This window comes from Microbacterium invictum (assembly GCF_014197265.1).
In the GTDB taxonomy this organism is placed as follows: Bacteria; Actinomycetota; Actinomycetes; order Actinomycetales; family Microbacteriaceae; genus Microbacterium; species Microbacterium invictum.
The window spans coordinates 3366324-3389211 of the sequence record NZ_JACIFH010000001.1; the positions used below are offsets into that span (position 1 = coordinate 3366324).

A 22888-nucleotide genomic window follows, 5' to 3' on the forward strand; every position below is an offset into this window, starting at 1 on the left:
CGATCAGGCAGAGGGGATGGCCACGGATGGCCACGGATAGTCGCACCAAGCGGCCGGAGACATTGGTCTCTTATGCGATTCGTCGCATCAGGACCGAGATCTCCGACGGCACGATCAAGCCAGGTGCGCGCCTCTCTCCGCACCAGCTCGCCCCCGAGTACGGGCTGTCGCACATTCCCATCCGGGAGGCGCTGGCGTCGCTCGCCGCGACGGGGCATGTGGTACACAAGCAGAGCCAGGGATACTTTTCGCGCGAGCTGTCGGCGGAGGACCTCACCGACATCTACCACTGGCGAGAGGTGCTGGAGCCTGAGGCGTACACGCTCGCCGCGCCTGACCTGACCGACGAGGACTTCGCGGTGCTGCGCGGCCTGATCGACCAGATGGCCGCACTGACGGCGCCGGAGCAGCGCTTCGAGTATCTCGAACTCAATCGCGAGTTCCACTTCGTGATCTTCCGGCGCGCCGGCTCCGATCGGCTGCTGCGGTTCCTCACCTATCTGTGGGACTCGGTGGAGCCGTATGGCTCGCGTGGCGCCCATGACCTGCGCAGCAGTGAGATCAGCCACGCTGAACACCTCGAGATGATGCCGATCATCGAGAGCCGCGATCCGGAGAAGATCGTGGCTGTCATGGATGAACACCGACAGCTCGGCACCGCGCACGTGGCTGCCTGGCTCGCTGGCCAGGACTGACCGGTATCGCCGGGTATCGGCTCTACTGTCGTCGGTCGCAGTATAGTTTATTGTCTTGTAGGCCCCAACGAAGGAGCACAGCGTGTCAGAACATGAGATACCGGAGCTGGTGCGAGTTGACGTGCGAGACCGTATCGCCGTCATCACTCTCACCAACGAACGGCGTCGGAACTCGCTCACCGTCGCGATGGTCGACCAGTTCATCGCCGCTGTGGACGCCGCCGAAGCGAACGACGGCATCGGCGCCATCGTCATTACCGGCGCAGGTGAGGCATTCTGCGCCGGCGCTGATCTGCGACACCTGGTCGGCGCCGCCAGCGCCGATGGGCGAGCCGAGGAGAGCCTGCGGTCCATCTACGCCGCCTTCCAGCGGTTGCATGCCTGCGCGCTACCCACGATCGCGGCCGTCAACGGCCCCGCCGTCGGCGCGGGAATGAACCTCGCGCTCGTCTGCGACGTGCTGCTCGCCGCCGAAGAGGCGCTCTTCGCCACACGCTTCCTGGAGCTGGGGCTTCATCCCGGTGGCGGCCATACGTGGCTGCTGAGCCGCCTCGTCGGCCCGCAGGCGGCGAATGCGCTTGTCCTGCTGGGGGAGGACGTCGACGGCGAACGGGCCCGCGAGCTCGGGCTCGTCTTTGAGTGCGTGCCGGGCGACCAACTCATGCCACGAGCCCTCGAGCTCGCCGCGAAGGCGTGCGTCGCCCCGCGTGGGGTTGCCGAGCGCGCCAAGGCATCCATCCGCGAAGCGGCAGCCTTCACCGACTACGGCCCCGCGATCGAGAACGAGATCACGAAGCAGCTCTGGTCTGCACAGCAGGACGAGTTCCAGAGCCGCATCGCCGCGCGCATGGCGCCCTCGAAACGGTGAGCTGAAGCCCGGATGCACGTCGAACAGATCGCGCGGGATGTCTGGCGGTTCCCGATCCCGATGCCCGAGGGGCACTGGATCGACAGTGCGAACGTCTACGCGCTCCGAGATGCCCACGGCGACGTGCATCTCGTCGACGCCGGCTGGGACACCGACGCCGCTTGGGGGGCGCTTGAGCAGGGGCTCCGCTCGCTCGGGCACGAGGTGACCGGCATCCGCTCGCTCACCCTCACCCATCTGCATCAGGATCACCGTGGTCTCGCGGAGCGCATCCGTGCGAGGAGCGGGGCGAGGGTCGCCATGCACAGAGCGGATGCCGCGGCTCAGGCATTGCCGCGCGGTACGACCGAGGCGGAACTGCGCGCTTGGGCCGTTCCGCCCCCGCGGTGGCCAGAATTGCTGGCGGCCGTGCCTGCTGGGCCCGCGCCGACCACCATTGATCGTCTACTGGACGACGGTGACCGACTCGGCATCCCCGGACTCGCGGTGACCGTCGTGCATACGCCCGGCCACTCGCTGGGGTCGATCTGCCTCGCCTTGCCCGATGAGCAGCTGCTCGTTACCGGCGACCACGTCCTTCCTGACTTCTACCCCGGGGTCGGCCTCAATCGGGGCGGCGCCGGCGACGACGCGCTCGCGGAGTATGTCAATTCGCTCGAGCGCCTCGCGCCTATGTTCGGCTGGCGTGGGCTGCCCGGGCACGGAGGCGTGATCCCCGAGATCGGTGTTCGCGTCGACGCGACCATCAAACATCAGCTGAAACGCGGGGAAGCGGCGAGAGAGATACGGCGGCGAGAATTGGATGCCACAGTGTGGCAGATCGCCGGTGCCCTGCGCTGGGGGCCCGGCTGGGAGGGACTTCGACCTTGGCATCGGGTGTCGGCATTGCGGCAAACGGCCATGCATCTGCGCTTCACCAGCGGTGATTAGTATATAGTTTACTCAGGACGCTACCAATGGAGGCCGCGATGACCACGACGGAACAGGCAGACGCGAAGTTCGAGAAGAAGCTCGCTACGGCGCAGTTCACCGACGAGATGCTCGACGAGATGCGAGCGCTGATCGGGACCGAGCTGCGCACGGCGGGATCCGTGAACAACGAGTATGCGGACCGCCACGCGATCCTGCGTTACTGCGAGGGCATCGGAGACGGCAATCCGCTGTGGACCGACGAGGAGTACGCGGTGCAGTCCGTCTACGGCGGCATCATCGCCCCACCGACGTTCATCTTCGCCTGTCTCGGGTCGGTGCAGGTCGGTTGGCGAGGCCTGGGCGGCTTCCACGCAGAGACGGACATCGAGTTCTACAAGCCGATCCGCGTCGGCGACAAGATCACCGCCACCATCGTCTTCGACGGGTTCGACGGACCGATCGAGGCGAGCAACTTCGCCGGCCGCCGCATCAAGGACTACCTCCGCCAGGAGTACCGCAACCAGGACGGAGAGCTGGTTGCGAAGTTCATCTGCTCTCGCATGCGATTCGAGCGCTCCGAGATGCAGAAGAAGCGCGAGACGCGCAAGATCGAGCTGCCGCATCCCTGGACTCCGGAAGAGATCGAGCAGATCGAGCGTGACGTGCTCGCTGAGACCCCCCGCGGCGCCGATCCCCGCTACTGGGACGACGTCAATGTCGACGACGAACTCGACGTCATCACTAAGGGACCGATGGGACTGAGCGACTTCATCGCCTTCATCGCATCGGGTGCCGCACCCATTCCGCGCATCGCGGCGCATGGCGTCGCACTCCGGCGGTTCGCCAAGCACCCCAAATGGGCGTTCCGCGACCCCAACACGCATGCCCTCGAGCCGGTCTACGCGGTGCACTACAACGACTACGCAGCGAGCCTGCAGGGTGCGCAGGCCGCGTACGACGTGGGTGTGCAGCGGACCGCCTGGGGCGTTCATCAGCTCACCAACTGGATGGGCGACGACGGGTTCCTGAAGCATGTCCACGGTCAGTACCGTGCCCACGTCTACCTCTCTGACGTGGTGCGTCTCGGTGGCAAGATCACCGAGAAGTACATCGACGATGACGGCGACCACGTCGTCAAGGTGGAGACGTGGGCGATGAACCAGCGAGGGCAGAATGCCATGCCTGGTACCGCCGTGATCAAGCTCCCGGTTCGGCCGCCCGCGGCGTGACAGCCACGCGTTCCCCGCGATGACGCTGATCACGATAGCCGGGCAGGACGGGCCGGTCGAAGCGTGGCTCGCCCGGCCGGATGGCGCTGCGGGCACCGCAGAACCACGGGCTGTGCTCCTCTTCATGGATGCGCTCGGCCTCCGCCCGAGGATCCATGAGATGGCGGACCGGATCGCCGGTTGGGGCTACGTGGTCCTCGCGCCCAATGTCTTCTATCGCTCGGGCACGGCCGACGAAACATCGCCGCGGAACGATCTGCGCCAGCCCGGCGCGCGCGAGGCGTTCTTCGGGGAAGCGGCGCCGCGGATGGATGCGCTCACGAGCGAACTCTCACGGGCGGACACCGCGAACTACATCGCGGCGCTCCAGGAACTCAGTGGGGCATCGTCCGTCGCGGTGAACGGCTATTGCATGGGCGTCCGCCTTGCGCTGCGGGCCGCGGGGGATCATCCCGACGTCGTGCGGGTGGCTACAGGATTCCATGGTGGAGCGCTCGTCACGGATGCCGCGGACAGCCCCCACCTGAGTCTGCGGTCAGCCCGGGCAGCGGTGATGCTGAGACATGGCGATGACGACCCGTCAATGCCTCCCGCGGCCATGGCCGAGATCGACCGCATCAGCCGCGTCGCCGGTGTGGAACTCTCGCAGGACGTGTACGCAGGAGCGCCCCATGGCTACTCGATGTCGGACACCTCGATGTACGACGAGGCTGCTGCAGAGCGTCACTTCGGGGAGCTGCGCCGCTGGCTCGACACCCGGCTGACCTGACGCTCGCTGAGCCGGACCGCCGCGTCGGCCTTGCAGGAGCCGGCGGAGTGAAGGACACGTGCTCATGGCGGCTCAGGACGTACGCGATTCCTGCGCGGCGGTGGAAGGGGTGGCAGCCCAGCTGCGGAGAAGATCGAGGGCGTCGGCGGAGGAGGAGCCCCTCTCGGCCAGGTATGTCGCCAGTCGGATCTTCGGCGCGGACGGAAGAGCCAGCGTCTGATAGGTGAGCGCCATCTCGCCGACGACGGGATGGGCAATGCGCTTGATGCCGGTGGTGTGGGTGCGTACGGTGTGGCTTCCCCACCACGTGCGGAACTCGCTGCTTCGGGTCGCGAGTTCTCCGACGAGGGCGGCGAGTTTCCTGTCGCTGGGGTCCTGACCGGCGAGGAGTCGCATCGCGGACACGGATTCGCGCGCGACCACATCCCAGTCGGGGTAGAACTCTTGAGATCGCGGGTCAAGGAACAAGTAGCGGGCGGTGTTGAGAGGGGTGGTGCCCTCCGGGAACAGGTGCAGGAACAAGGCCCTCCCGAGAGAGTTTGATCCCATCGGATCGCCGAGCCTGGACAGCGCGACGACGGGGACGTCTCTCATCGTGTCGAGAAGCTGTTCGAGTTGGGGCGAGAGCCGCGTTGCGGGCTTGGTTCGTGACGGTCTGCCGACACCGGTGGCATTGCGGGCGAGATCGAACAGATGCTGCGTTTCGGCCTCGTTGAGTTGCAGGGCGTTGACGAGGGCGTATAGCACGCTTTCGGACACGCCGCCGAGGTCGCCTCGCTCCATTCGCGTGTAGTACGCGGTGCTGACGCCGGCGAGTTGCGCGACCTCTTCGCGGCGGAGTCCTGGCACGCGTCGTTCTCCGCCGAACGCCGTGATGCCGGCGACCTCGGGAGTGATGCGTCCGCGCAGTCCGGTGAGGAAATCCTGCACCTCGTGCCTATTGTCCATACCTTCGACGCTAGTCCTCGACCCGGTCGCCGCGGGAGCCACCACCATTGACCCCTTCACGAGCCGTGGGGGTGAACGCTGGTGACTCTCACCCGGTTGGCGGTCCGGCGTACCGTCGGAGCATGACCACTCCGAACCTCAACCTGAACAACGGTGTCGAGATCCCCGCCATCGGGCTCGGCGTCTTCCAGACCTCTCCCGACGAGACCGTCGCCGCCGTCGTCGCGGCGCTGCAGGCCGGCTACCGGCACATCGACACCGCTGCTGCGTACGGCAACGAGCGCGAGGTGGGTCAAGGCATCCGCGACTCCGGTGTGCCCCGCGAGGACATCTTCATCGAAACCAAGATCTGGATCAGCGACTACGGCTACGACGAGACGCTGCACGCATTCGAAAAGAGCGCCGCGAAGCTTGGGGTCGACCAGATCGACCTGCTGATCCTGCACCAGGCATTGCCGTCGGCATTCGACAAGACCGTCGGCGCGTACAAGGCTTTGGAGAAGCTCCTCGCTGACGGAAAGGTACGGGCGATCGGTGTCAGCAATTTCATGGTCGAGCATCTGACGGACCTCCTCGCGCAGACCGACGTGGTGCCCGCGGTGAACCAGATCGAGGTGCACCCCTACTTTCAGCAGCGCGAGGTGCAGGCCATCGACGAGAAGCACGGCATCCTCACCCAGGCGTGGTCACCGATCGGCGGCATCACGTCCTACCGGGAGTCGGCTAAGCGCAGCTTCGACGAGCCAGTGATCCTCGCGATCGGCGAGGAGCACGGTAAGTCGGCTGCGCAGGTGATGCTTCGCTGGCACATCCAGAACGGCATCCAGGTGATCCCGAAGTCGACCAAGCCGGAGCGCATCGCGGAGAACTTCGACGTGTTCGACTTCGAACTCACCGACGACGAGATCGCCCGAATCGATGCACTGGACACCGGGACACGCGGCGGGCCCGACCCCGACGCGATCACGCTCGAGACTTTCGGTCGCCCTATCCCCGAGGCATGACCGTCACACGCCGCACCCTTCTCGGAGGGATCGCGGGACTCGCCGTGACCGGCCTTGCCGCCTGCACGCGGCCACCGTCACCCACCTCCTCTCCAACATCCAGGAGCGTCATGCCCACCCCCGCCACTGGCAGCCGCGTGCTCGTCGCCTATTTCTCCCGCGCAGGAGAGAACTACTGGAACGGTGGCCGCCGTGACCTGGACACCGGAAACACCGAAGTGATGGCCGGTTTGATCTCCGACCGGATCGACTGCGATGTGTATCGCATCGAGGCGGCCGAACCGTACTCCGACCGCTATGACCCCACCGTGGCGCGCAACGTCGCCGAACAGCGGGATGACGCCCGCCCCGCGATCGCCGGGGACCTGCCCGAGCTATCGGCATACGACACCGTTCTCCTCGGCAGTCCCATCTGGAACGTGCAGCCGCCGATGATCATGGCGACCTTCGTTGAAGCGGTCGACCTCTCGGGAACCTCGCTGCACCCATTCGTGACCTATGCCGTCAGCGGCCTGGGCTCCACCGCATCTTTCTACCGTGATCTGGACACTGGCGCCGACCTCCGCGACGGCCTGGCCATCCGGGGGGAAGAAGTCCGTGAAGCGCCAGCCGGCGCCGACGTCGAGCAGTGGCTGCGCGCCGCTGGTCTCATCGAAAGGTAGACATCATCATGACCGACCCTCAGTTGACCATCCTGGTCGTCGGCTCCACGGGCAGCATCGGCCGACGCGTTGTCGACGAAGCCCTCCGGCGGGGACACCGTCCCCGTGCGCTCGTCCGCAGTCCCGACCGCACTCCCGCGTTGAACCCTGACGCGGAGGCCGTCGTCGGCGACCTCACCGACTCCGCCACCCTCGCGGCCGCGGTCGACGACGTGGACGCGGTGATCTTCACCCACGGCGACAACAGCAACGCCGAAGCAGTCAACTATGGCGCCGTACGCAACGTGCTCAATGCCCTGGCCGGCCGCCCGGTGCGGATCGCGCTGATGACGACCATCGGCGTGACCGTGCTGCGGGACAGTTCGAAATGGAAGCGGCGCGGGGAGCGGCTGGTGCGCGCGAGTGGCAACGAATACACCATCGTGCGTCCTGGGTGGTTCGACATGAACGACGCTGACCAGGTCGCCATCGCGCCCCGACAAGGCGACACTCACCAGACCGGTACTCCCGCAGACGGTGTCATCGCCCGTCGCCAGATCGCTCGTGTCCTCGTCGACAGCCTCACCAACCCCGAGGCGGCCCACAAGACGTTCGAGCTCGTCGCCGCCCGAGGCCCAGAGCAGGACGACCTCGGCCTGGTGTTCGCCGCGCTAACGACAGATCCTGACGACGCTCTCGACGGCCCCGGCGACGCGGCGAATCTGCCCCTCGACGGCGAGCCCGCCTCGGTCCGGACGGATCTTGACCACATCAGGGCGCAGCGCTGACCCGACACGGGCGCGGGAGGATTGTCATGAAGACTTGGCTGATCACCGGAGCCTCCAGCGGACTTGGAGCTGCCCTGGCTCACGCCGTTCTCGACCGCGGCGACAACGCGGTCGTGACCGCTCGCAACGCCGACCACCTCGACAAGCTCACCGCTGCCTACCCTGACACCACCCTCGCCGTGTCACTGGATGTCGGGGATAGTGAACAGGTCGTTGCAGCCGTCGATGCGGCAACCGCCCGGTTCGGCGGTGTGGACGTGCTGGTCAATAACGCCGGGCACGGCTATCGGGCTGCGGTCGAGGAAGCCGAAGTCGACGAGGTTGAGGAACTGTTCGCTACCAACTTCTTCGGCCCCGTCGATCTGATCAAGCGGGTGCTGCCGCAGATGCGCGCCCGACGCGCCGGGACTATCGTCAACGTCTCGTCGATCGGCGCGCCCCGCTCGAACCCCGCCTCCGGCTACTACACCGCCACGAAGGCTGCTCTCGAAGGCGTGTCGGACGCCCTCCGCCGCGAGGTCGAGCCGCTGGGCATCCGGGTGCTGATCCTTGAGCCAGGTGCGTTCCGCACCGACTTCTCGGGCCGGTCGCTGAAACAGTCCCGCACCGTCATCTCTGACTACGCCGACACGGCCGGCAAGCGTCGTATTGAGAAGGACACCACCCACGGAACCCAGCGCGGTGACCCCGACCGCGCGGCCACGCTCATCATCGACGCGGTTCACGCCGAGGTGGGACCTTTCCGGCTCCTCCTGGGCTCGGACGCGATCCACGTCGTCCGCGAAGAGCTGCAGGGGCGCATCGATGAGATCGACGCCTGGGCGCACCTGAGCGTCACCACTGACTTTCCGAAGGAAGACAAGGAATGAGCGTCTGGTTCATCACCGGAGCATCCTCGGGGCTCGGGCGCTCATTGGCGGAGAAGGTGCTGGAGGCCGGGCACCAGGTCGTCGCCACCGCCCGTGACATCTCCGCGCTCGACGACGTCCACGACGCCAATCCGGGCTCACTGCTCGCCGCAACGCTCGATCTCACGGAAACAGACTCGCTGCGCGCGGCCGTGACAGCCGCCCATACGCGGTTCGGCTGCATCGACGTGCTGGTCAACAACGCAGGGTACGGGTACACCGCCGCGGTTGAGGAAGGCCGCACCGAGGATGTGGCGCGCCTGTTCGCGACCAACTTCTTCGGTCCGGTCGAGCTCATCAAGGCCGTGCTCCCTGGCATGCGCGCCCAAGGGGCCGGCACGATCGTGAACATATCCTCGATCGGAGCTCGCGCGATGATCCCTGGCGGTGGATATTATTCTGCCGCAAAAGCGGCGCTCGAGGGGCTTTCCGGAGCGATGCGGAAGGAGGTTGAACCGCTGGGACTGCGGGTGCTCGTCGTTGAGCCCGGCTCGTTCCGCACCGACTTCCGAGGTCGCTCGGCTGATCACTCCGACATCCGGGTCGAGGCGTACGACGAAGTACTCGGCCGCACCGGAAGCGCTCAGCTGAGCGCCCAACGCGGAGACCCGAAGAGGGCCGCAACCGCGATTTTGGAAGCCGTCGAGCACCCCGAGCCACCCTCGTTGCTGATCCTCGGCACCGACGCGCTTGCCGGCTTTCACGCATCCACCGCCGCCGATGCAGCGGACGTCGAACGCTTCTCGCGCCTGACCCGCAGTACTGACGCCGACTCGTGACCGTCACCTTGAACTGACGCGCTCGACCTGCCGCAGCGTTCGGACGCAAGAGTCCCGAGCGCGGAGCGGTCGGGCCTGTCAGCGCAGTGGCCTCGACCCGCGTCGCCTGTCCCACTTCTGCAGGATCCCAACTCACACGCGTGCACAGATCGGCAAGGCTTCCACGTCGGTCGGCAAGCCGTTTCGGGCTCGCTGCGAGACGGTGGCCATGCCGAAGACGGCAGAACCAATCGAGAAAGTTGGGATTCTGATGGGACACGCAATGAAGCAAGTCCGGCGCACTGCGGTGGGGGGTGTCGCGGTGTTGGGATTGACGGCGGGTCTGCTCGCCGCGGGAGTGACCTCCGCAACCGCGGCGGAGCCAGTCGATTCAGCGACGCTGGAGGAGGTCGACAAGCCGGGAACGACAATGATCTCGGCGGCGCCGTTCGACGTGAGTGCGTACGGCTACACCGAACGCGAGTTCTTCGCCTCGGGTGAAGCGCACCGATTCCAGAACGCCGACGGTTCGGTCTTCGCCTGGTCGCCGCGGGAGAGCATGACCACCGCTATTCGGGGCGACATCGCGGGAGACTACAAGACGCGTGTCGTTGTGCGGCAGCCTTCCGCTGAGAAGTTCAACGGAACGCTGGTCGTCGAACTGACGAACGTCACCACCGGCAACGACGGTGAATTCACGTTCGCCGAGAGCTATGACACGCTGCTCACCGAGGGTTACGCCGTCGCCGTCGTCAGCGGGAAGAAGGTCGGAGTGGACAATATCGTCGCGACCCGGCCCGCCCGCTACGGCGACCTCGAAGTCGAGCCTGAGGACTGCGCCGCCGGTGCCTGCCCGGTCGACACCATGTCGATCGACATCTTCACGCAAATCTCCAAAGCGCTCAAGGACTCGCCGGACTCGCCGTTCGCTGAGATCGGAGGAGTGGACGAGGTGATCGCCGTGGGCCAATCGGGATCCGCCTCAAACCTGTCGGCCTACTACAACAAGATTCAGCCGTTCTACAACTTCTTCGACGGCTTCGTGTTCTGGGATGGCGCGGGCCCCCTCCGCACAGATGTTGCGACGCCCGGTGTGGCCCTGAGCTCGTGGACCTGGAACACCGGAGGGGCAGTCCCGGTCACCGGTGAGTACACCCGGGAGTGGGAAGTGAACGGCGCGGCGCACGGGTCGGCGTACGTGCACGAGTATTTCGACGAGGTGTTCGTGCGCGACGGGACGCAGCCCGGCGGAGCGTCATTCACCGACTGGCATCTGGGCATCGGTAACTGCGCCAGCAGGCAGGTCGGCACGAAGGTGCACGTCGGCCAGGTGATCGGCGCGGCGATCGACAACGTCGACACGTGGATCAGAGGCGGAGAGTCTGCAGCGCCCGACGCGACATTCCAGCGGAACCCCGACGGGTCGCTGGCCCTCGATGACAACGGTCGAGTGATCGGCGGCGTGCAGATCGCGGATGCCGCGGCTCCGTCCTGGCGCTACGAGTACAACACCGGTGGATGGACCTGCCCGGCCGCCGGTGCGTGGGCGGAGTACACGGCCGAGGAGTTGAACGAGATGTACGGCTCGCATGCGGGCTATGTCGCCGCGGTGACCGAGGCGACCGAGGCAGCGCTTGCGAGGCGTCACATTCTGGCGTCGGATGCGGCGAAGACGATTGCGGAGGCGAAGGCGTCGACGATCGGTGCTGCGGTGTCGGATGACTCGCAGGAGATCGAGGTCTCGATTCCGCAGGCGGCTCCGGGTGAGTTCGTGTGGTCGATCGATGGGTCCAACGGGCTGGTTCAGCTCGGTGATGCTGTCGAGAGCGGCGACCACTACGCCGCCGCCGGTGAGATCAACCCGGTGCGGGTCACGGATACTCGTGCGGGCAGCCCGGTGTGGTCGGTGTCGGCGTCGGTCAGCGACTTCGCTGCCGGTGACGACACGTTCTCGGGCAAGTACCTCGGCTGGACGCCGAAGGTGATCGAGAGTGGCACGCGGGTGCAAGCCGGCGCGGCGGTGGGGTCCGGGTTCGACGGGGGCAAGGGTCTGTCGGTGTCGTCGACGCTCGGCTTCGGTCAGACCGGTCATGACCGTGCCTCGGCGCTGCTGGGTGCCGATCTGGGGCTGAAGATCCCGCTGGAGGTCGGTGAGGGAACCTACGCCGCAACGCTCACCCTGACAGCCCTGAGCTGAGCACTGCACCACGGAAGGAACGGCGGTGCCCCGGAAGGACTATCCGTCCAGGGCACCGCCACAACCGGAGAGGGCCACATCACCGGGAAGTGAAGCGACGCCTGGAGTCGTACGCAACGCATGCACAGATCGGCAAGACTCTCACATCGTTGGGCAAGCCTCGATGGGTAGCGCTACGAGACGGTGGCCATGCCGAAGACGGCTGTATCAATCGAGAGAGTTGGGATTGAGATGGGACACGCAATGAAGCACGTCCAACGAACCACAGTGGGGGGTGTTGCGGTATTGGGACTGACGGCGGGTTTGCTCGTCGCGGGAGTGACATCCGCAACCGCCGCTGAACCGGTCGATTCAGCGACGCTGGAGGAGGTCGACAGACCGGGAACGGCGATGGTCTCCGCGGCGCCGTTCGACGTGGGCGCATACGACTACACCGAACGCGAGTTCTTCGCTTCGGGCGAAGCTCACAGCTTCCTTCTCAACGGGGTGCTCACTCCGATGACCGGCGACTACAAGACCCGCGTCGTCATTCGTCAGCCCTCTGCTGAGAAGTTCAACGGGACGCTAATCGTCGAGTGGTTCAACCAGACGACCGGCAATGATGGCGAGTTCACTTTCGCCGAGAGTCACGACACGCTCCTGACTGAGGGCTTTGCGTACGCGTCGCTGAGCGTCCAGCGAACCGGTGTCAACAACCTCGTGGCCACGCAACCTGCGCGGTATGCCGGTTTGGAGGTGGACAGCACCTCTTGCGCGCCCGTCACGTGCCCCAACGACGCCATGCAATATGACATCGTCTCCCAGGTCTCGAAGGCACTGAAAGACTCGCCCGAGTCGCCATTCGCCGACCTCGGCGTCGAGAAAATGCTTCTGACCGGGCAATCCGCGGCTGGCGCGTCGATCACGCGCTATCGCAACTCAGTCCAACCGGTCACCGAAGTGTTCGACGGCTTCGTGAACTGGGACGGCACCGGCGTCGAGGAACGGACGGACCTGGCCGTGCCTTACATCCGGGTCTCGTCGTGGACGAAGGCCGGAAACACGACGGCTGCCCCACGTGTGACAGGACCGTTCAACCGCGAGTGGGAGGTGAATGGTTCGGCGCACGGCTCGAAGTACTCCCACGAGTACTTCGACGCGGTGTTCGTACGCGACGGCACCCAGCCGGGTGGACGGTCCTTCACGGAGTGGCACACCGCTGCCGGCAACTGTGCGAGCCCGCAACCGGGGACACCGGTGCACGTGGGTCAGGTCGTAGGTGCTGCATTCGTCGCGGTCGATCGCTGGATCCGCACTGGCGAGGCTGCTCCGGCGTCGACGTTCTTCGAGCGGAATCCGGACGGAACACTCGTTGAGGATGAGCGTGGCTTGTCCGTCGGTGGCGTGCAGATCGCAGATGCCGCGGCTCCGCACATGCGCACCGCTCGGCAGGCTGGCGGCCTGTTCTGCATTTACGCGGGGCAGTGGGCGGAGTACACGCCCGAGGAGCTGAATGAGATGTACGGCTCGCATGCCGGGTATGTGGCGGCGGTGACCGAGGTGACCGAGGCGGCTCTTGCTGGTGGTTACATTGCGCCGTCGGATGCGGCGAAGACGATTGCGGAGGCGAAGGCGTCGACGATCGGTGCTGCGGTGTCGGATGATTCGCAGGAGATCGAGGTCTCGGTTCCGCAGGCGGCTCCGGGTGAGTTCGTGTGGTCGATCGATGGGTCCAACGGGCTGGTTCAACTGGGAGATGCTGTCGAGAGCGGCGACCACTACGCCGCCGCCGGTGAGATCAACCCGGTGCGGGTCACGGATACTCGTGCGGGCAGCCCGGTGTGGTCGGTGTCGGCGTCGGTCAGCGACTTCGCTGCCGGTGACGACACGTTCTCGGGCAAGTACCTCGGCTGGACGCCGAAGGTGATCGAGAGTGGCACGCGGGTGCAAGCCGGCGCGGCGGTGGGGTCCGGGTTCGACGGGGGCAAGGGTCTGTCGGTGTCGTCGACGCTCGGCTTCGGTCAGACCGGTCATGACCGTGCCTCGGCGCTGCTGGGTGCCGACCTGGGGCTGAAGATCCCGCTCGAGGTCGGTCAGGGAACCTACGCCGCAACGCTGACACTGACAGCGCTCAGCTGATCACTGTCCACTGAATGAACGGCGGTGCCCCGGACGGCCAACACCTCCCGGGGCACCGCGCCACACCCGATATCAGAGCAGGAGACATCATGCACAGCTTCCGTTCGCGCATCGCAGGCGGTGCGGCGATCGTCCTGCTGACCGTCGTGGCCGCAGCCGGCGTGGCGGCACCAGGGTGGGCCGCGTCAGACGACGTCACGTGGGGTGTGCGGGCGGCCGACAACGATCACGGCACCGAGCGGCAGAACTTCACCTATGTGGTAGATCCCGGCGAATCAGTCGACGACACCATCGAGGTGACCAACCACGGCGCGGACGATCTGGCGCTCGAGCTCTACGCCGCTGACGGGTTCACCACCTCCAGTGGGCAACTCGATGTACTGACGCCGGGCGAGGCGTCCACCGAGATCGGCGCATGGACAACTGTCGAGACGAGTTCCCTCCTGCTCGAACCGGGCGAGTCGGCGGCTGTGCCGTTCCAGCTCGCCGTGCCCGAGAACGCATCCCCTGGCGACTACGCCGGCGCGATCGTGTCCTCGTTGCAGACGTCGCAGGACTCCGGCCTGAGCGTCGATCGCCGACTCGGCATCCGCATTCACCTGCAGGTCGGCGGCGAGCTTGCGCCGGCCCTGGAGATCGCCGACTTCACGGTCGAGTACGACGCGGCGATGTGGCCGTTCGTGACCAATCCGGCGACAGCGGAAGTCACCGTACACAACAGCGGCAACGCCCGGCTCGCCGCCGGACAGACGGTCACCCTATCTGGGCTGTTCTGGAGTTCGACGAGCGAACCCACCCAGGTGCCACAGCTTCTCCCGGGTGAAACCTGGACAACGTCGATCGAGGTGACCGGCATCATCCCCTCGGTGTATCTGACGGCCGCCGGCGAGCTCGTGCCCACCAGGCCCGACGGTGAGGTCGAAGACGCCGTTGCCGCCTCGGTGGGGGTGTGGGCCGTTCCGTGGCTGCTGTTCGGAATGATTGCACTGGCGGCGCTGATCGCGGTGGCGCTGACGTGGGCTGCGAAGCGTCGTCGACGTCACGCCAAGCAGGCAGAACAGCAGCGGATCTCGGATGCCGTCGACGCCGCACTGAAGGAACGCGACAGCGCGACGACGTGACGCCCTTACCGGCCGAGCGGCCGCAGGTCCGTTCACGCTGAGACATGCCTCCCGCGCTGGCGGTCAAGTGGCCGCACCCGCCCCGATCGAGAATGGGACCAGGCGCCCCCCCTGGGGCGCGCCCTCGACGATGAAGGAGACGCCGATGTCCGATACCACCCAGGTCCTCGACGAGACCGCGCTGCTGGCGCGCGTCGATACCGCCGACGGCCGAGAGATCCTCGACGCCGCCACCCGAGAGGTCATCGGCCGCGCCCCCGTGCACACCGTGGTGGAGCTCGACTCGGCGATCGCTCGGGCCAGGGCGGCCCAGCCTGCCTGGGATGCGCTCGGCCATGATGAGCGCAGCGCCATCTTGAACCGTGTCGCCGACGCGATCGAGGCGAACGCCGAGGCCCTCGCGCGCGTGCTGTCGCGCGAACAGGGCAAGCCGCTCAACGGACCCAATGCGCGTTTCGAGGTCGGGGCGTGCGCCGGGTGGCTGCGCGCCGCGGCCGGAACGCCGCTGGAGCCCGAGATCGTGATCGACGATGGCGAGAACTACTCCGAGCTGCATTACAAGGCCGTCGGCGTCGTCGGCGCCATCGGCCCGTGGAACTGGCCGATGATGATCTCGATCTGGCAGATCGCACCGTCGCTGCGCATGGGAAACACGGTCGTCGTCAAGCCGAGTGAGTACACGCCGCTGAGCGTCCTCGCGCTGCTGTCGGTCATGAACGACGTGCTCCCCGCCGACGTGCTGATCGGCATCTCGGGGGACCGTGAGGTCGGGGCGCGGCTGGCTTCGCACCCCGACATCGACAAGATCATGTTCACCGGATCGACGGCCACCGGCCGCAAGATCATCGAGAGCTCGGCAGGCAATCTCGCCCGGCTCACCCTCGAACTCGGCGGCAACGACGCCGGCATCGTGCTGCCCGGCACCGACCCTGCCGCCATCGCCGAGGACCTGTTCTGGGGGTGCTTCATCAACACGGGCCAGACGTGCGCCGCCCTCAAGCGACTGTATGTGCACGACTCCATCTACGAAGAGGTCGTCGACGCGCTCGCGCGTCTCGCCCACCAGATGCCGATGGGCAACGGCCTCGACGAGAACAACGTGCTCGGGCCCCTGCAGAACAAGCAGCAGTTCGACGTCGTCAACCGGCTGGTGGAGGATGCCAAGGCGAACGGCGGCCGCATCGTCACCGGTGGCGCGCCCGCGCCCGGGCTGGGTGAGCTGTTCTACCCGATCACCATCGTCGCCGATGTGGCGGACGGCACGGCCATCGTCGACGAGGAGCAGTTCGGCCCGGTGATCCCTGTCATTCGCTACGCCGAGGTCGAGGATGCGATCGCCAGCGCCAACCGGCTTGACGCCGGCCTCGGCGCCTCGGTGTGGGGAGACCGCGACGACGCCCGTAAGGTCGCGCCGCGCCTCGAATCCGGCACGGTGTGGATCAACGGGCACGGCGGCATCCATCCGATGGTGCCGTTCGGTGGGGTGAAGGCGTCGGGCTACGGCCTCGAGTTCGGCGTGGCCGGACTCAAGTCGGTGGCCGTCCCCCAGGTGATCACGGGTTGAGGGAGAAGACATGACCATCGATACCGCAATCGTCGTCGGCGCCGGATCATCCGGGGCGGTGGTGGCCCGTCGCCTCGTCGACGCCGGCATCCGCGTGACTCTGCTCGAGGCAGGTGGTGAGGATACCAATCCAGCGATCCACGACCCCATGCGCATGGGGGAGCTGTGGCACAGCGCCGACGACTGGGACTATTACACGGTGCCGCAGGAACACGCCGCGGGTCGGCGACTGCACCTGCCTCGCGGCAAGGTGCTCGGCGGCTCGCACGCGCTGAACGCCATGATCTGGGTGCGGTGCGCACCGAGTGACTTCGACCACTGGGCCGCCCTCGGTAATGAGGGGTGGTCCTGGACCGACGTGCTGCCGGTCTACAAGGCGATCGAGGACTTCAGCGGCGGCGCGTCCGAGGTTCGCGGTGCCGGCGGACCGCTTCCGGTCACCGACGACTACGCGTTGGCCCCGATCCAGCAATCGATCATCGAGGCTGGTATCGAGGAGGGACTCGAGCACAATCAGGACTACAACGGTGACCACCTCGACGGCATTTCGCAGCAGCAGGTGACGATGAGCGAGAGCCGCCGCGCGAACACCTGGACGGCGTATCTCAAACCGGTGCGCGATCGGCTCGATATCAGAACCGGATGCCACGTGCATTCGGTGATCGTGGAGAACGGCCGGGCCGTCGGTGTGCGATACCGCGAGGACGGGCAGGATCGCGAACTGCGCGCCGACGAGGTGATCCTCTCGGCGGGGGCAATCGACTCACCCGCGATCCTGCTGCGCTCGGGCATCGGGCCCGCGACCCATCTGGACTCGCTCGGCATCGAGGTGGTGCAGGACGCGCCCGGCGTCGGTCAGAACCTGCACGACCACCTTCTCTCGCCCGTGATCTTCCGCACCGACGCGAAGACCGTCGGCCCGCCGACCTCGGGGATGAGCGTCACTCAGACGCACCTGTTCTGGCGATCGCGACCAGAGCTGGAGGTTCCCGACACGCAGCCGATCAACTTCTCCGTGCCGATGTTCGGCGAAGACCTCGAACCGATCGGCGACGACGGGTTCTCGCTGATGGCCGGGATCGTCACGCCCAAGAGCCGCGGCGCGCTCACGCTGTCGGGGCCGGGGTTGGAGGACCCGGTGCAGATCGATCTGCAAGCCCTGGCCGATGACGACGACGTGCGCTCGCTCGCGGCATCCGTTCGGCAATGCCGCTCGATCGGCAGACAGCCGGCGCTCGCCGGGGAATGGGGGGCGGTGGAGATCTACCCCGGCCCCGACGTGCCCGACGACGAGGTCGAAGACTACGTGCGGCGCACCGCGATCACCTACCACCACCAGGTCGGCACCTGTCGCATGGGGATCGACGCTGATGCCGTGGTCGACCCGCGGCTGCGTGTCCACGGCATCGGGTCGCTCCGCGTCATCGACGCGTCGATCATGCCACGCATCACCACCGGCAACACGAACGCGCCCGCGGTGCTGATCGGCGAGCAGGGCGCACGGTTCCTGCTGGAGGATGCCGCGCGGGACTGATAGGACGACAGAACGGCCGCGATCCACCGAGCACGCTCGAGGATCGCGGCCGTTCGTCGTTGAACAGTCGAACATCATCTGCTGCACCAGGAGTCATGGTCCCTACCCGCATGGGCAAGATCCGACCCTGGTCGCCGACCTAGCCTGGCGACGTGGGGGCACCGCAGCCCTCCGACAGCGCATCCGCGACGCAGCAGTCGCGAAACGAGGAGGCACGGAAATGAACAGGAAATCCACAGTTGTTGCGGGTGCGGCAGCATTGCTGCTGGCGCTCACCGCGTGCAGTGGCAGCACCGATACCCCCCGGGATGGCGGCGACACCAGCCCGATCAAGGTCGGTTCGGTCAATGCGCTCAGCGGCCCGGCGATCTTCCCCGAGGCATCCGAAGCGGCGCAGGCCGTGTTCGACCGGTTCAACGAAGCGGGCGGGCTCGACGGCCGCCCGATCGAATACACCATCCTCGACGACAAGGCCGACCCGGCGACGGCCGCGGCATCCGCCCGCGAAGTCGTCGAAAGCAACGAGTCGGTCGCACTCGTAGGGTCGGCGAGCCTGCTCGACTGCGAGATCAACGGCGAGTACTACGTGCAGCAGGACATCCTGAGCATTCAGGGCACCGGCGTCGACCAGGTGTGCTTCGACAATCCGAACATCTCGCCGGTGAATGTCGGTCCATTCGGCGACACCACGATGACACTCACCTACGGCTCGGAAGAACTCGGGCTGGAGAAGATCTGCGGCCTGCTCGAGGTCACCGGCGGCACGCAGCCGGCCTACGAAGCGGCGATCGCGGAGTGGTCGGAGATCACGGGCAAGGAGCTCGTCTACCTCGACGACACTGTGCCCTACGGTGGGTCGGACTATACGCCCTACATCGTCCGCGCCAAGGAAGCCGGCTGCGACGCCGTGTACAGCAACGCTGTCGAGCCGGACGGCATCGGACAGATCAAGGCCGCCGAGGCGCAGGGCTGGAGCGATGTCACGTTCTTGTACCTCACGTCCGTGTACAGCGAGCAGTTTGCGACGGCGGTCGGTGAGGCAGGCAACGGCGTATCGGTTCCGGCCGAGTTCGCACCATTCACGGATGACACGCTCGAGGCGAACGCCGACTGGCGTGCGCTCATGGAGGACAACGACATCTCGCTGACCTCCTTCTCGCAAGGCGGCTATCTCGCGGCCACCTACTTCATCGAGGTTCTCGAGGGTATCGACGGTGACATCACCCGGGAGGCGGTCAACGAGGCGCTCCGTGGGATGACCACGCCGATCGAGAACGGCATGGTGGGCACTCCCTGGATCTTCGGCGACGGCGAAACCCACAACTCGAACCGGGCCGGTTGGCCGGTCAAGCTCGAATCGAATGCCGGCGCGTGGGCAACCGCAGCCGACGACTGGTTCCTGCTGGACTGACCCGGACGCCTCGCCACAAGAAACATCGGCAACGGGGTCGCGCTGCTTGGCAGCGCGACCCCTTCACCAGGGGAGGAGTGACGGATGCTGCAAGGTGCACTGGCGGGATTGGCCGCCGGCGGCCTCTACGCGATCATGGCGGTCTGCCTGACCGTCATGGCGCGACTCGTCCGCGTCGTCAACTTTGCGCAGGTCGCGGTCGGGATGTTCGGTGCCTTTGCCGCCGTCACCCTGTCCGGCGGGGTGCTGGCGCCTTGGCTCAGCGCGGTCATCGGCCTGCTCGTCGGAGCGCTGATCTCGGCGATTCTGGGGCTGATCGTCGCGCACTGGCTGTCAGAGGCAGATGTGAGTGCGCGGTCGGCGACGACCGTGGCGGCGCTGCTGCTGCTCGTCTCGCTCTCGTTCATCCTGTTCGGCACCAAGCCGCTTCCGTTCCGGCCGCTCTTTCCCGGGCCGGCGTTCACGATCGGCAACGTCGTGATCAGTCAGGTCACCGTGGTGCTCGTCATCCTGGCGATCGCCGTCGCACTGGTGGCCAAAGCTGTGCTGACCTGGACGACTCTCGGCATCCGACTGCGCGCGCTGAGCGAGCGTCCGACGACAGCAGAGCTGGTCGGGATCCCATCGCGCATCCTGAGCGTCGGCGTCTGGGTCGCCACCGGCGTCGTTGCGACGTTCGCCGTCATGGTGGTCGCGCCGAGTCAGTCCAATGACGCCACGACCCTTTCGCTGACCATCATCCCGGCAGCCGCGGCCGCCCTGGCCGGCGGATTCCGCCGCCTCGACCTGGCCGTGGTCGGCGGCCTGGTGCTGGGCATGCTCGAGGGCGCCCTCGCCCAGACCGGTTCACTGACGATCGTGCGGTACTTCGTGCCGTTCCTGGTGATCGTCGCTCTGCTGCTCTGGATGCAGCGTAGGGAGGTGTGGGATGTCGCGCGCTGATTCCCTGACCACAGTCCGCAGGATCGGTACACCGGTCGGTGTCGCCGTGCTCGGCATCGTTATCGCCTTCGCGGTGAGCCTGCTGCTGCCCAACTACTACGTGTTCCTCGGCGCGAGCGCGATCGTCGCGGCAATCACGCTGCTTGGGCTCGGCGTCGTCACCGGCAGTGCCGGCATGATCTCGCTGTGCCAGATGTCGTTCGCGACGATCGGCGCCTGGGTGGTGACCGGACTCAACGTCATGGACGCTCCCGGCGATCCCGTGGTGTGGATGATCTGCGGCGGCATCGTGGCGGGTCTTCTCGGCGTGCTTGTAGGGCTTCCCGCACTGCGCCTGCGCGGGGTCAACCTCGCCGTGGTGACGCTCGGTTTCGCGTCGGCCGTGCACCTCACTCTCATCCAGCTGCAGTTCCCCGGCGCGACCGCCGGGGTGCGCGTGCTGCGTCCGGACTACATCTCGACCGACCGGGAGTTCTTCGTGTTCGCCGCCGTCACCCTCACCGTGTGCGCGTTGGCCGTGTACGGGCTGAAGGCGACGCGGATCGGAGCCGGATGGCGTGTGGTCGCGTTCTCCGAACGGGGAACCGCGAGCGCGGGCGCAAGCGTCAGCACCACCAAGCTGGGCGCCTTCGCCGTCAGCGCGATGCTCGCCGGGATCAGCGGCGGACTCGTCACGATGCAGGTGGGCTTCGCCTCGCCCGCGACGTTCGCGGTGCTGATGTCACTCGCCCTCTATGTGCTGGCCGTCGTGATCGGCAGCCATCTGATCGACATGGCGATCGTCGGCGGCATCATGTGGGTGGCAATCCCCGAGATCCTCAAGCAGTTCGATGTGCCGCAGGACTGGGCCTTCGTGGTGTTCGGCGTCCTCGGCATCCAAGCCATCAGCTCTCGGTCGAATCTCGGCGAGGGACTGCGCGCGGTGTTGCGCTCAAGGCGCCCCCCGCACGCTGCGACCACCGACATCATCGGAGCTGCTGCACCGTGTGCGATGTCGGCCGCTCCTGCCGTCGCCGCGGACGCGCCGGTGGTGCTGAGCGCGACCGGCCTGACGGTGCGCTTCGGCACGGTGGCCGCGCTCGACGGCGTGGATGTGACTCTGCACGACGGGGAGATCGTCGGCCTGATCGGGCCGAACGGGGCGGGAAAGTCGACGCTCACCGACGTCCTCACGGGGTTCCTTCCGCGGCACGAGGGCGACGTCACGCTCGACGGTGCGTCACTGCGCGGAGCATCACCCACCCGCCGTGCGCGACTGGGTCTGCGGCGCACGTTCCAGCAGGACCGCGTGCCGCCCGGTCTCACCATCGAGGCTTACGTGCGGTTCGTCGCGCGGCGCCGGATACCACGCACCGAGATCGACGACGTGCTCGACTTCTTCGGGTGTCCGGGACGCACCACTGCGCTCGCCCACGTCGACGTCGGCACCCGGCGCCTCATCGAGGTCGCAGCCCAACTGGCGGCCCGGCCGCGGGTACTCATCCTCGACGAGCCCGCGGCCGGTCTCTCACACGAAGCGCACATCGCGCTGGGGGAGCGGTTGGTGCAGGTGCCCGCCCGATTCGGCGCGTCGATCATCCTGATCGAACACGACCTCGACCTCGTCCGCCGGGTGTGCCCGCGCATTGTGGTGCTCGACTTCGGCAAGGTGGTCGCCGACGGAGGTCAGGACGCCGTGCTGAGCAATCCTCGGGTTCGGGCCGCCTACATGGGAGACAAGGAACTGCTGTGACGACACTGACCCTGACGGACGTGGCCGTCTCGCGTGGCGCCGGCCCGGTCATCTCCGGCGTCGACGCCCACGTCTCCTCCGGTGAGGTGCTGGCGGTGGTCGGGCCGAACGGGGCCGGCAAGACGAGTCTGATCGAAGCGATCTCGGGAGTGATAAAGACGTCGGCGGGGGACATCCGGCTGGACGGTGATTCGATCACGAAGCTGTCACGGGTGCAGCGCGCACGCCGTGGCATCATCCACGTCGAACAGGGACGTGCCGTATTCCCGTCGCTGACGGTGGCAGAGAACGTGCGACTCACCGCGGGGAGTGCCGATGGCGTCGTCGCGGCGCTCGAGTACTTCCCGGAGCTGCAGAAGCGCTTCACAGCACCTGCGGGGCTGCTGTCGGGCGGCGAGCAGCAGATGGTGGTGCTGGCGCGGTCGTTCGCGGCCCGGCCGCGCGTCCTGCTCATCGACGAGATGTCGCTTGGACTCGCACCGGTCGTCGTACAGCGACTGCTACCGGCGGTGACAGAGTTCGCCGCGCAGGGTGCCGCCGTCATCCTCGTCGAACAGTTCACCCAGCTCGCGCTCGGAATCGCCGAGCAGGCACTCGTGGTCGCCAGCGGTGCGGTCCGGTACTCGGGCAGCGCCGAGGTCCTCGCCGCCGACCCGGACCTGCTTCATCGCGCTTACCTGGGCGAGTCGAGCGTCGTGTCGTAGAAGCCGGCACCGGCCCGAGCGGGTGCCGATCCGGCAATCCGCTCT

At 66.8% G+C, this 22888-nt stretch carries 20 protein-coding genes; 19 read left to right on the forward strand and 1 reads right to left on the reverse strand.

Features of this window, described 5'->3' with window-relative positions; translation table 11 throughout:
- Positions 1–26 precede the first annotated feature (26 nt).
- From BKA10_RS15510 to BKA10_RS15530, 5 genes are all read left to right on the forward strand, one after another.
- Positions 27–695 (forward strand): GntR family transcriptional regulator, encoded by a 669-nt coding sequence (locus BKA10_RS15510; protein ID WP_183500792.1) that lies wholly within the window; start codon positions 27–29, stop codon positions 693–695.
- 82 nt (positions 696–777) lie between these two features.
- Positions 778–1563 (forward strand): enoyl-CoA hydratase-related protein, encoded by a 786-nt coding sequence (locus BKA10_RS15515; protein WP_206686711.1) that lies wholly within the window; start codon positions 778–780, stop codon positions 1561–1563.
- A gap of 12 nt (positions 1564–1575) precedes the next feature.
- Positions 1576–2493: an MBL fold metallo-hydrolase gene (locus BKA10_RS15520; protein WP_183500793.1), complete on the forward strand. Its 918-nt coding sequence runs from the start codon at positions 1576–1578 to the stop codon at positions 2491–2493.
- Positions 2494–2531: 38 nt separating this feature from the next.
- Positions 2532–3704: an FAS1-like dehydratase domain-containing protein gene (locus BKA10_RS15525; RefSeq protein WP_183500794.1), complete on the forward strand. Its 1173-nt coding sequence runs from the start codon at positions 2532–2534 to the stop codon at positions 3702–3704.
- A 19-nt stretch (positions 3705–3723) separates the two neighbouring features.
- Entirely contained in the window at positions 3724–4473 is a 750-nt protein-coding gene (locus BKA10_RS15530) for a dienelactone hydrolase family protein (RefSeq protein WP_183500795.1), read from the forward strand.
- Between the two features lie 72 nt (positions 4474–4545).
- Here the strand turns inward: BKA10_RS15530 and BKA10_RS15535 are convergent, their stop codons facing one another.
- Positions 4546–5421 (reverse strand): helix-turn-helix transcriptional regulator, encoded by an 876-nt coding sequence (locus BKA10_RS15535; RefSeq protein ID WP_183500796.1) that lies wholly within the window; start codon positions 5419–5421, stop codon positions 4546–4548.
- Positions 5422–5543: 122 nt separating this feature from the next.
- Here BKA10_RS15535 and BKA10_RS15540 point away from each other — a divergent pair, with 122 nt between their 5' ends.
- The 14 genes from BKA10_RS15540 to BKA10_RS15605 all read left to right on the forward strand — a co-directional run bounded on the left by BKA10_RS15540 (position 5544) and on the right by BKA10_RS15605 (position 22843).
- Positions 5544–6425 (forward strand): aldo/keto reductase, encoded by an 882-nt coding sequence (locus BKA10_RS15540; RefSeq protein WP_183500797.1) that lies wholly within the window; start codon positions 5544–5546, stop codon positions 6423–6425.
- Between the two features lie 110 nt (positions 6426–6535).
- On the forward strand, positions 6536–7087 hold the full coding sequence (locus BKA10_RS15545) for a flavodoxin (RefSeq protein WP_241740018.1): 552 nt from the start codon (positions 6536–6538) through the stop codon (positions 7085–7087).
- A gap of 8 nt (positions 7088–7095) precedes the next feature.
- Positions 7096–7854, forward strand: a complete 759-nt coding sequence (locus BKA10_RS15550) for an SDR family oxidoreductase (protein WP_183500799.1) — start codon at positions 7096–7098, stop codon at positions 7852–7854.
- Between the two features lie 26 nt (positions 7855–7880).
- Positions 7881–8723 (forward strand): oxidoreductase, encoded by an 843-nt coding sequence (locus tag BKA10_RS15555; RefSeq protein WP_183500800.1) that lies wholly within the window; start codon positions 7881–7883, stop codon positions 8721–8723.
- Positions 8720–9541 (forward strand): oxidoreductase, encoded by an 822-nt coding sequence (locus tag BKA10_RS15560; RefSeq protein ID WP_183500801.1) that lies wholly within the window; start codon positions 8720–8722, stop codon positions 9539–9541. The genes BKA10_RS15555 and BKA10_RS15560 overlap by 4 nt, the downstream gene beginning before the upstream one ends.
- A gap of 301 nt (positions 9542–9842) precedes the next feature.
- Positions 9843–11717, forward strand: a complete 1875-nt coding sequence (locus BKA10_RS15565; RefSeq protein ID WP_183500802.1) for an alpha/beta hydrolase domain-containing protein — start codon at positions 9843–9845, stop codon at positions 11715–11717.
- A 189-nt stretch (positions 11718–11906) separates the two neighbouring features.
- Positions 11907–13835, forward strand: a complete 1929-nt coding sequence (locus BKA10_RS15570) for an alpha/beta hydrolase domain-containing protein (protein WP_183500803.1) — start codon at positions 11907–11909, stop codon at positions 13833–13835.
- Between the two features lie 89 nt (positions 13836–13924).
- Positions 13925–14956 (forward strand): COG1470 family protein, encoded by a 1032-nt coding sequence (locus BKA10_RS15575; protein ID WP_183500804.1) that lies wholly within the window; start codon positions 13925–13927, stop codon positions 14954–14956.
- Positions 14957–15101: 145 nt separating this feature from the next.
- Positions 15102–16520, forward strand: a complete 1419-nt coding sequence (locus tag BKA10_RS15580; protein ID WP_183500805.1) for an aldehyde dehydrogenase family protein — start codon at positions 15102–15104, stop codon at positions 16518–16520.
- Between the two features lie 10 nt (positions 16521–16530).
- On the forward strand, positions 16531–18054 hold the full coding sequence (locus BKA10_RS15585) for a GMC family oxidoreductase (protein ID WP_183500806.1): 1524 nt from the start codon (positions 16531–16533) through the stop codon (positions 18052–18054).
- Positions 18055–18274: 220 nt separating this feature from the next.
- A complete protein-coding gene (locus BKA10_RS15590; RefSeq protein WP_183500807.1) occupies positions 18275–19465 on the forward strand; it encodes an ABC transporter substrate-binding protein in 1191 nt (396 codons plus the stop codon).
- An 84-nt stretch (positions 19466–19549) separates the two neighbouring features.
- Complete coding sequence (locus BKA10_RS15595; RefSeq protein ID WP_183500808.1) at positions 19550–20407, forward strand: branched-chain amino acid ABC transporter permease; 858 nt, start codon at positions 19550–19552, stop codon at positions 20405–20407.
- A gap of 46 nt (positions 20408–20453) precedes the next feature.
- On the forward strand, positions 20454–22139 hold the full coding sequence (locus BKA10_RS15600; protein ID WP_248199172.1) for a branched-chain amino acid ABC transporter ATP-binding protein/permease: 1686 nt from the start codon (positions 20454–20456) through the stop codon (positions 22137–22139).
- Positions 22136–22843: an ATP-binding cassette domain-containing protein gene (locus BKA10_RS15605; protein WP_183500810.1), complete on the forward strand. Its 708-nt coding sequence runs from the start codon at positions 22136–22138 to the stop codon at positions 22841–22843. The genes BKA10_RS15600 and BKA10_RS15605 overlap by 4 nt, the downstream gene beginning before the upstream one ends.
- Positions 22844–22888: the final 45 nt, after the last annotated feature.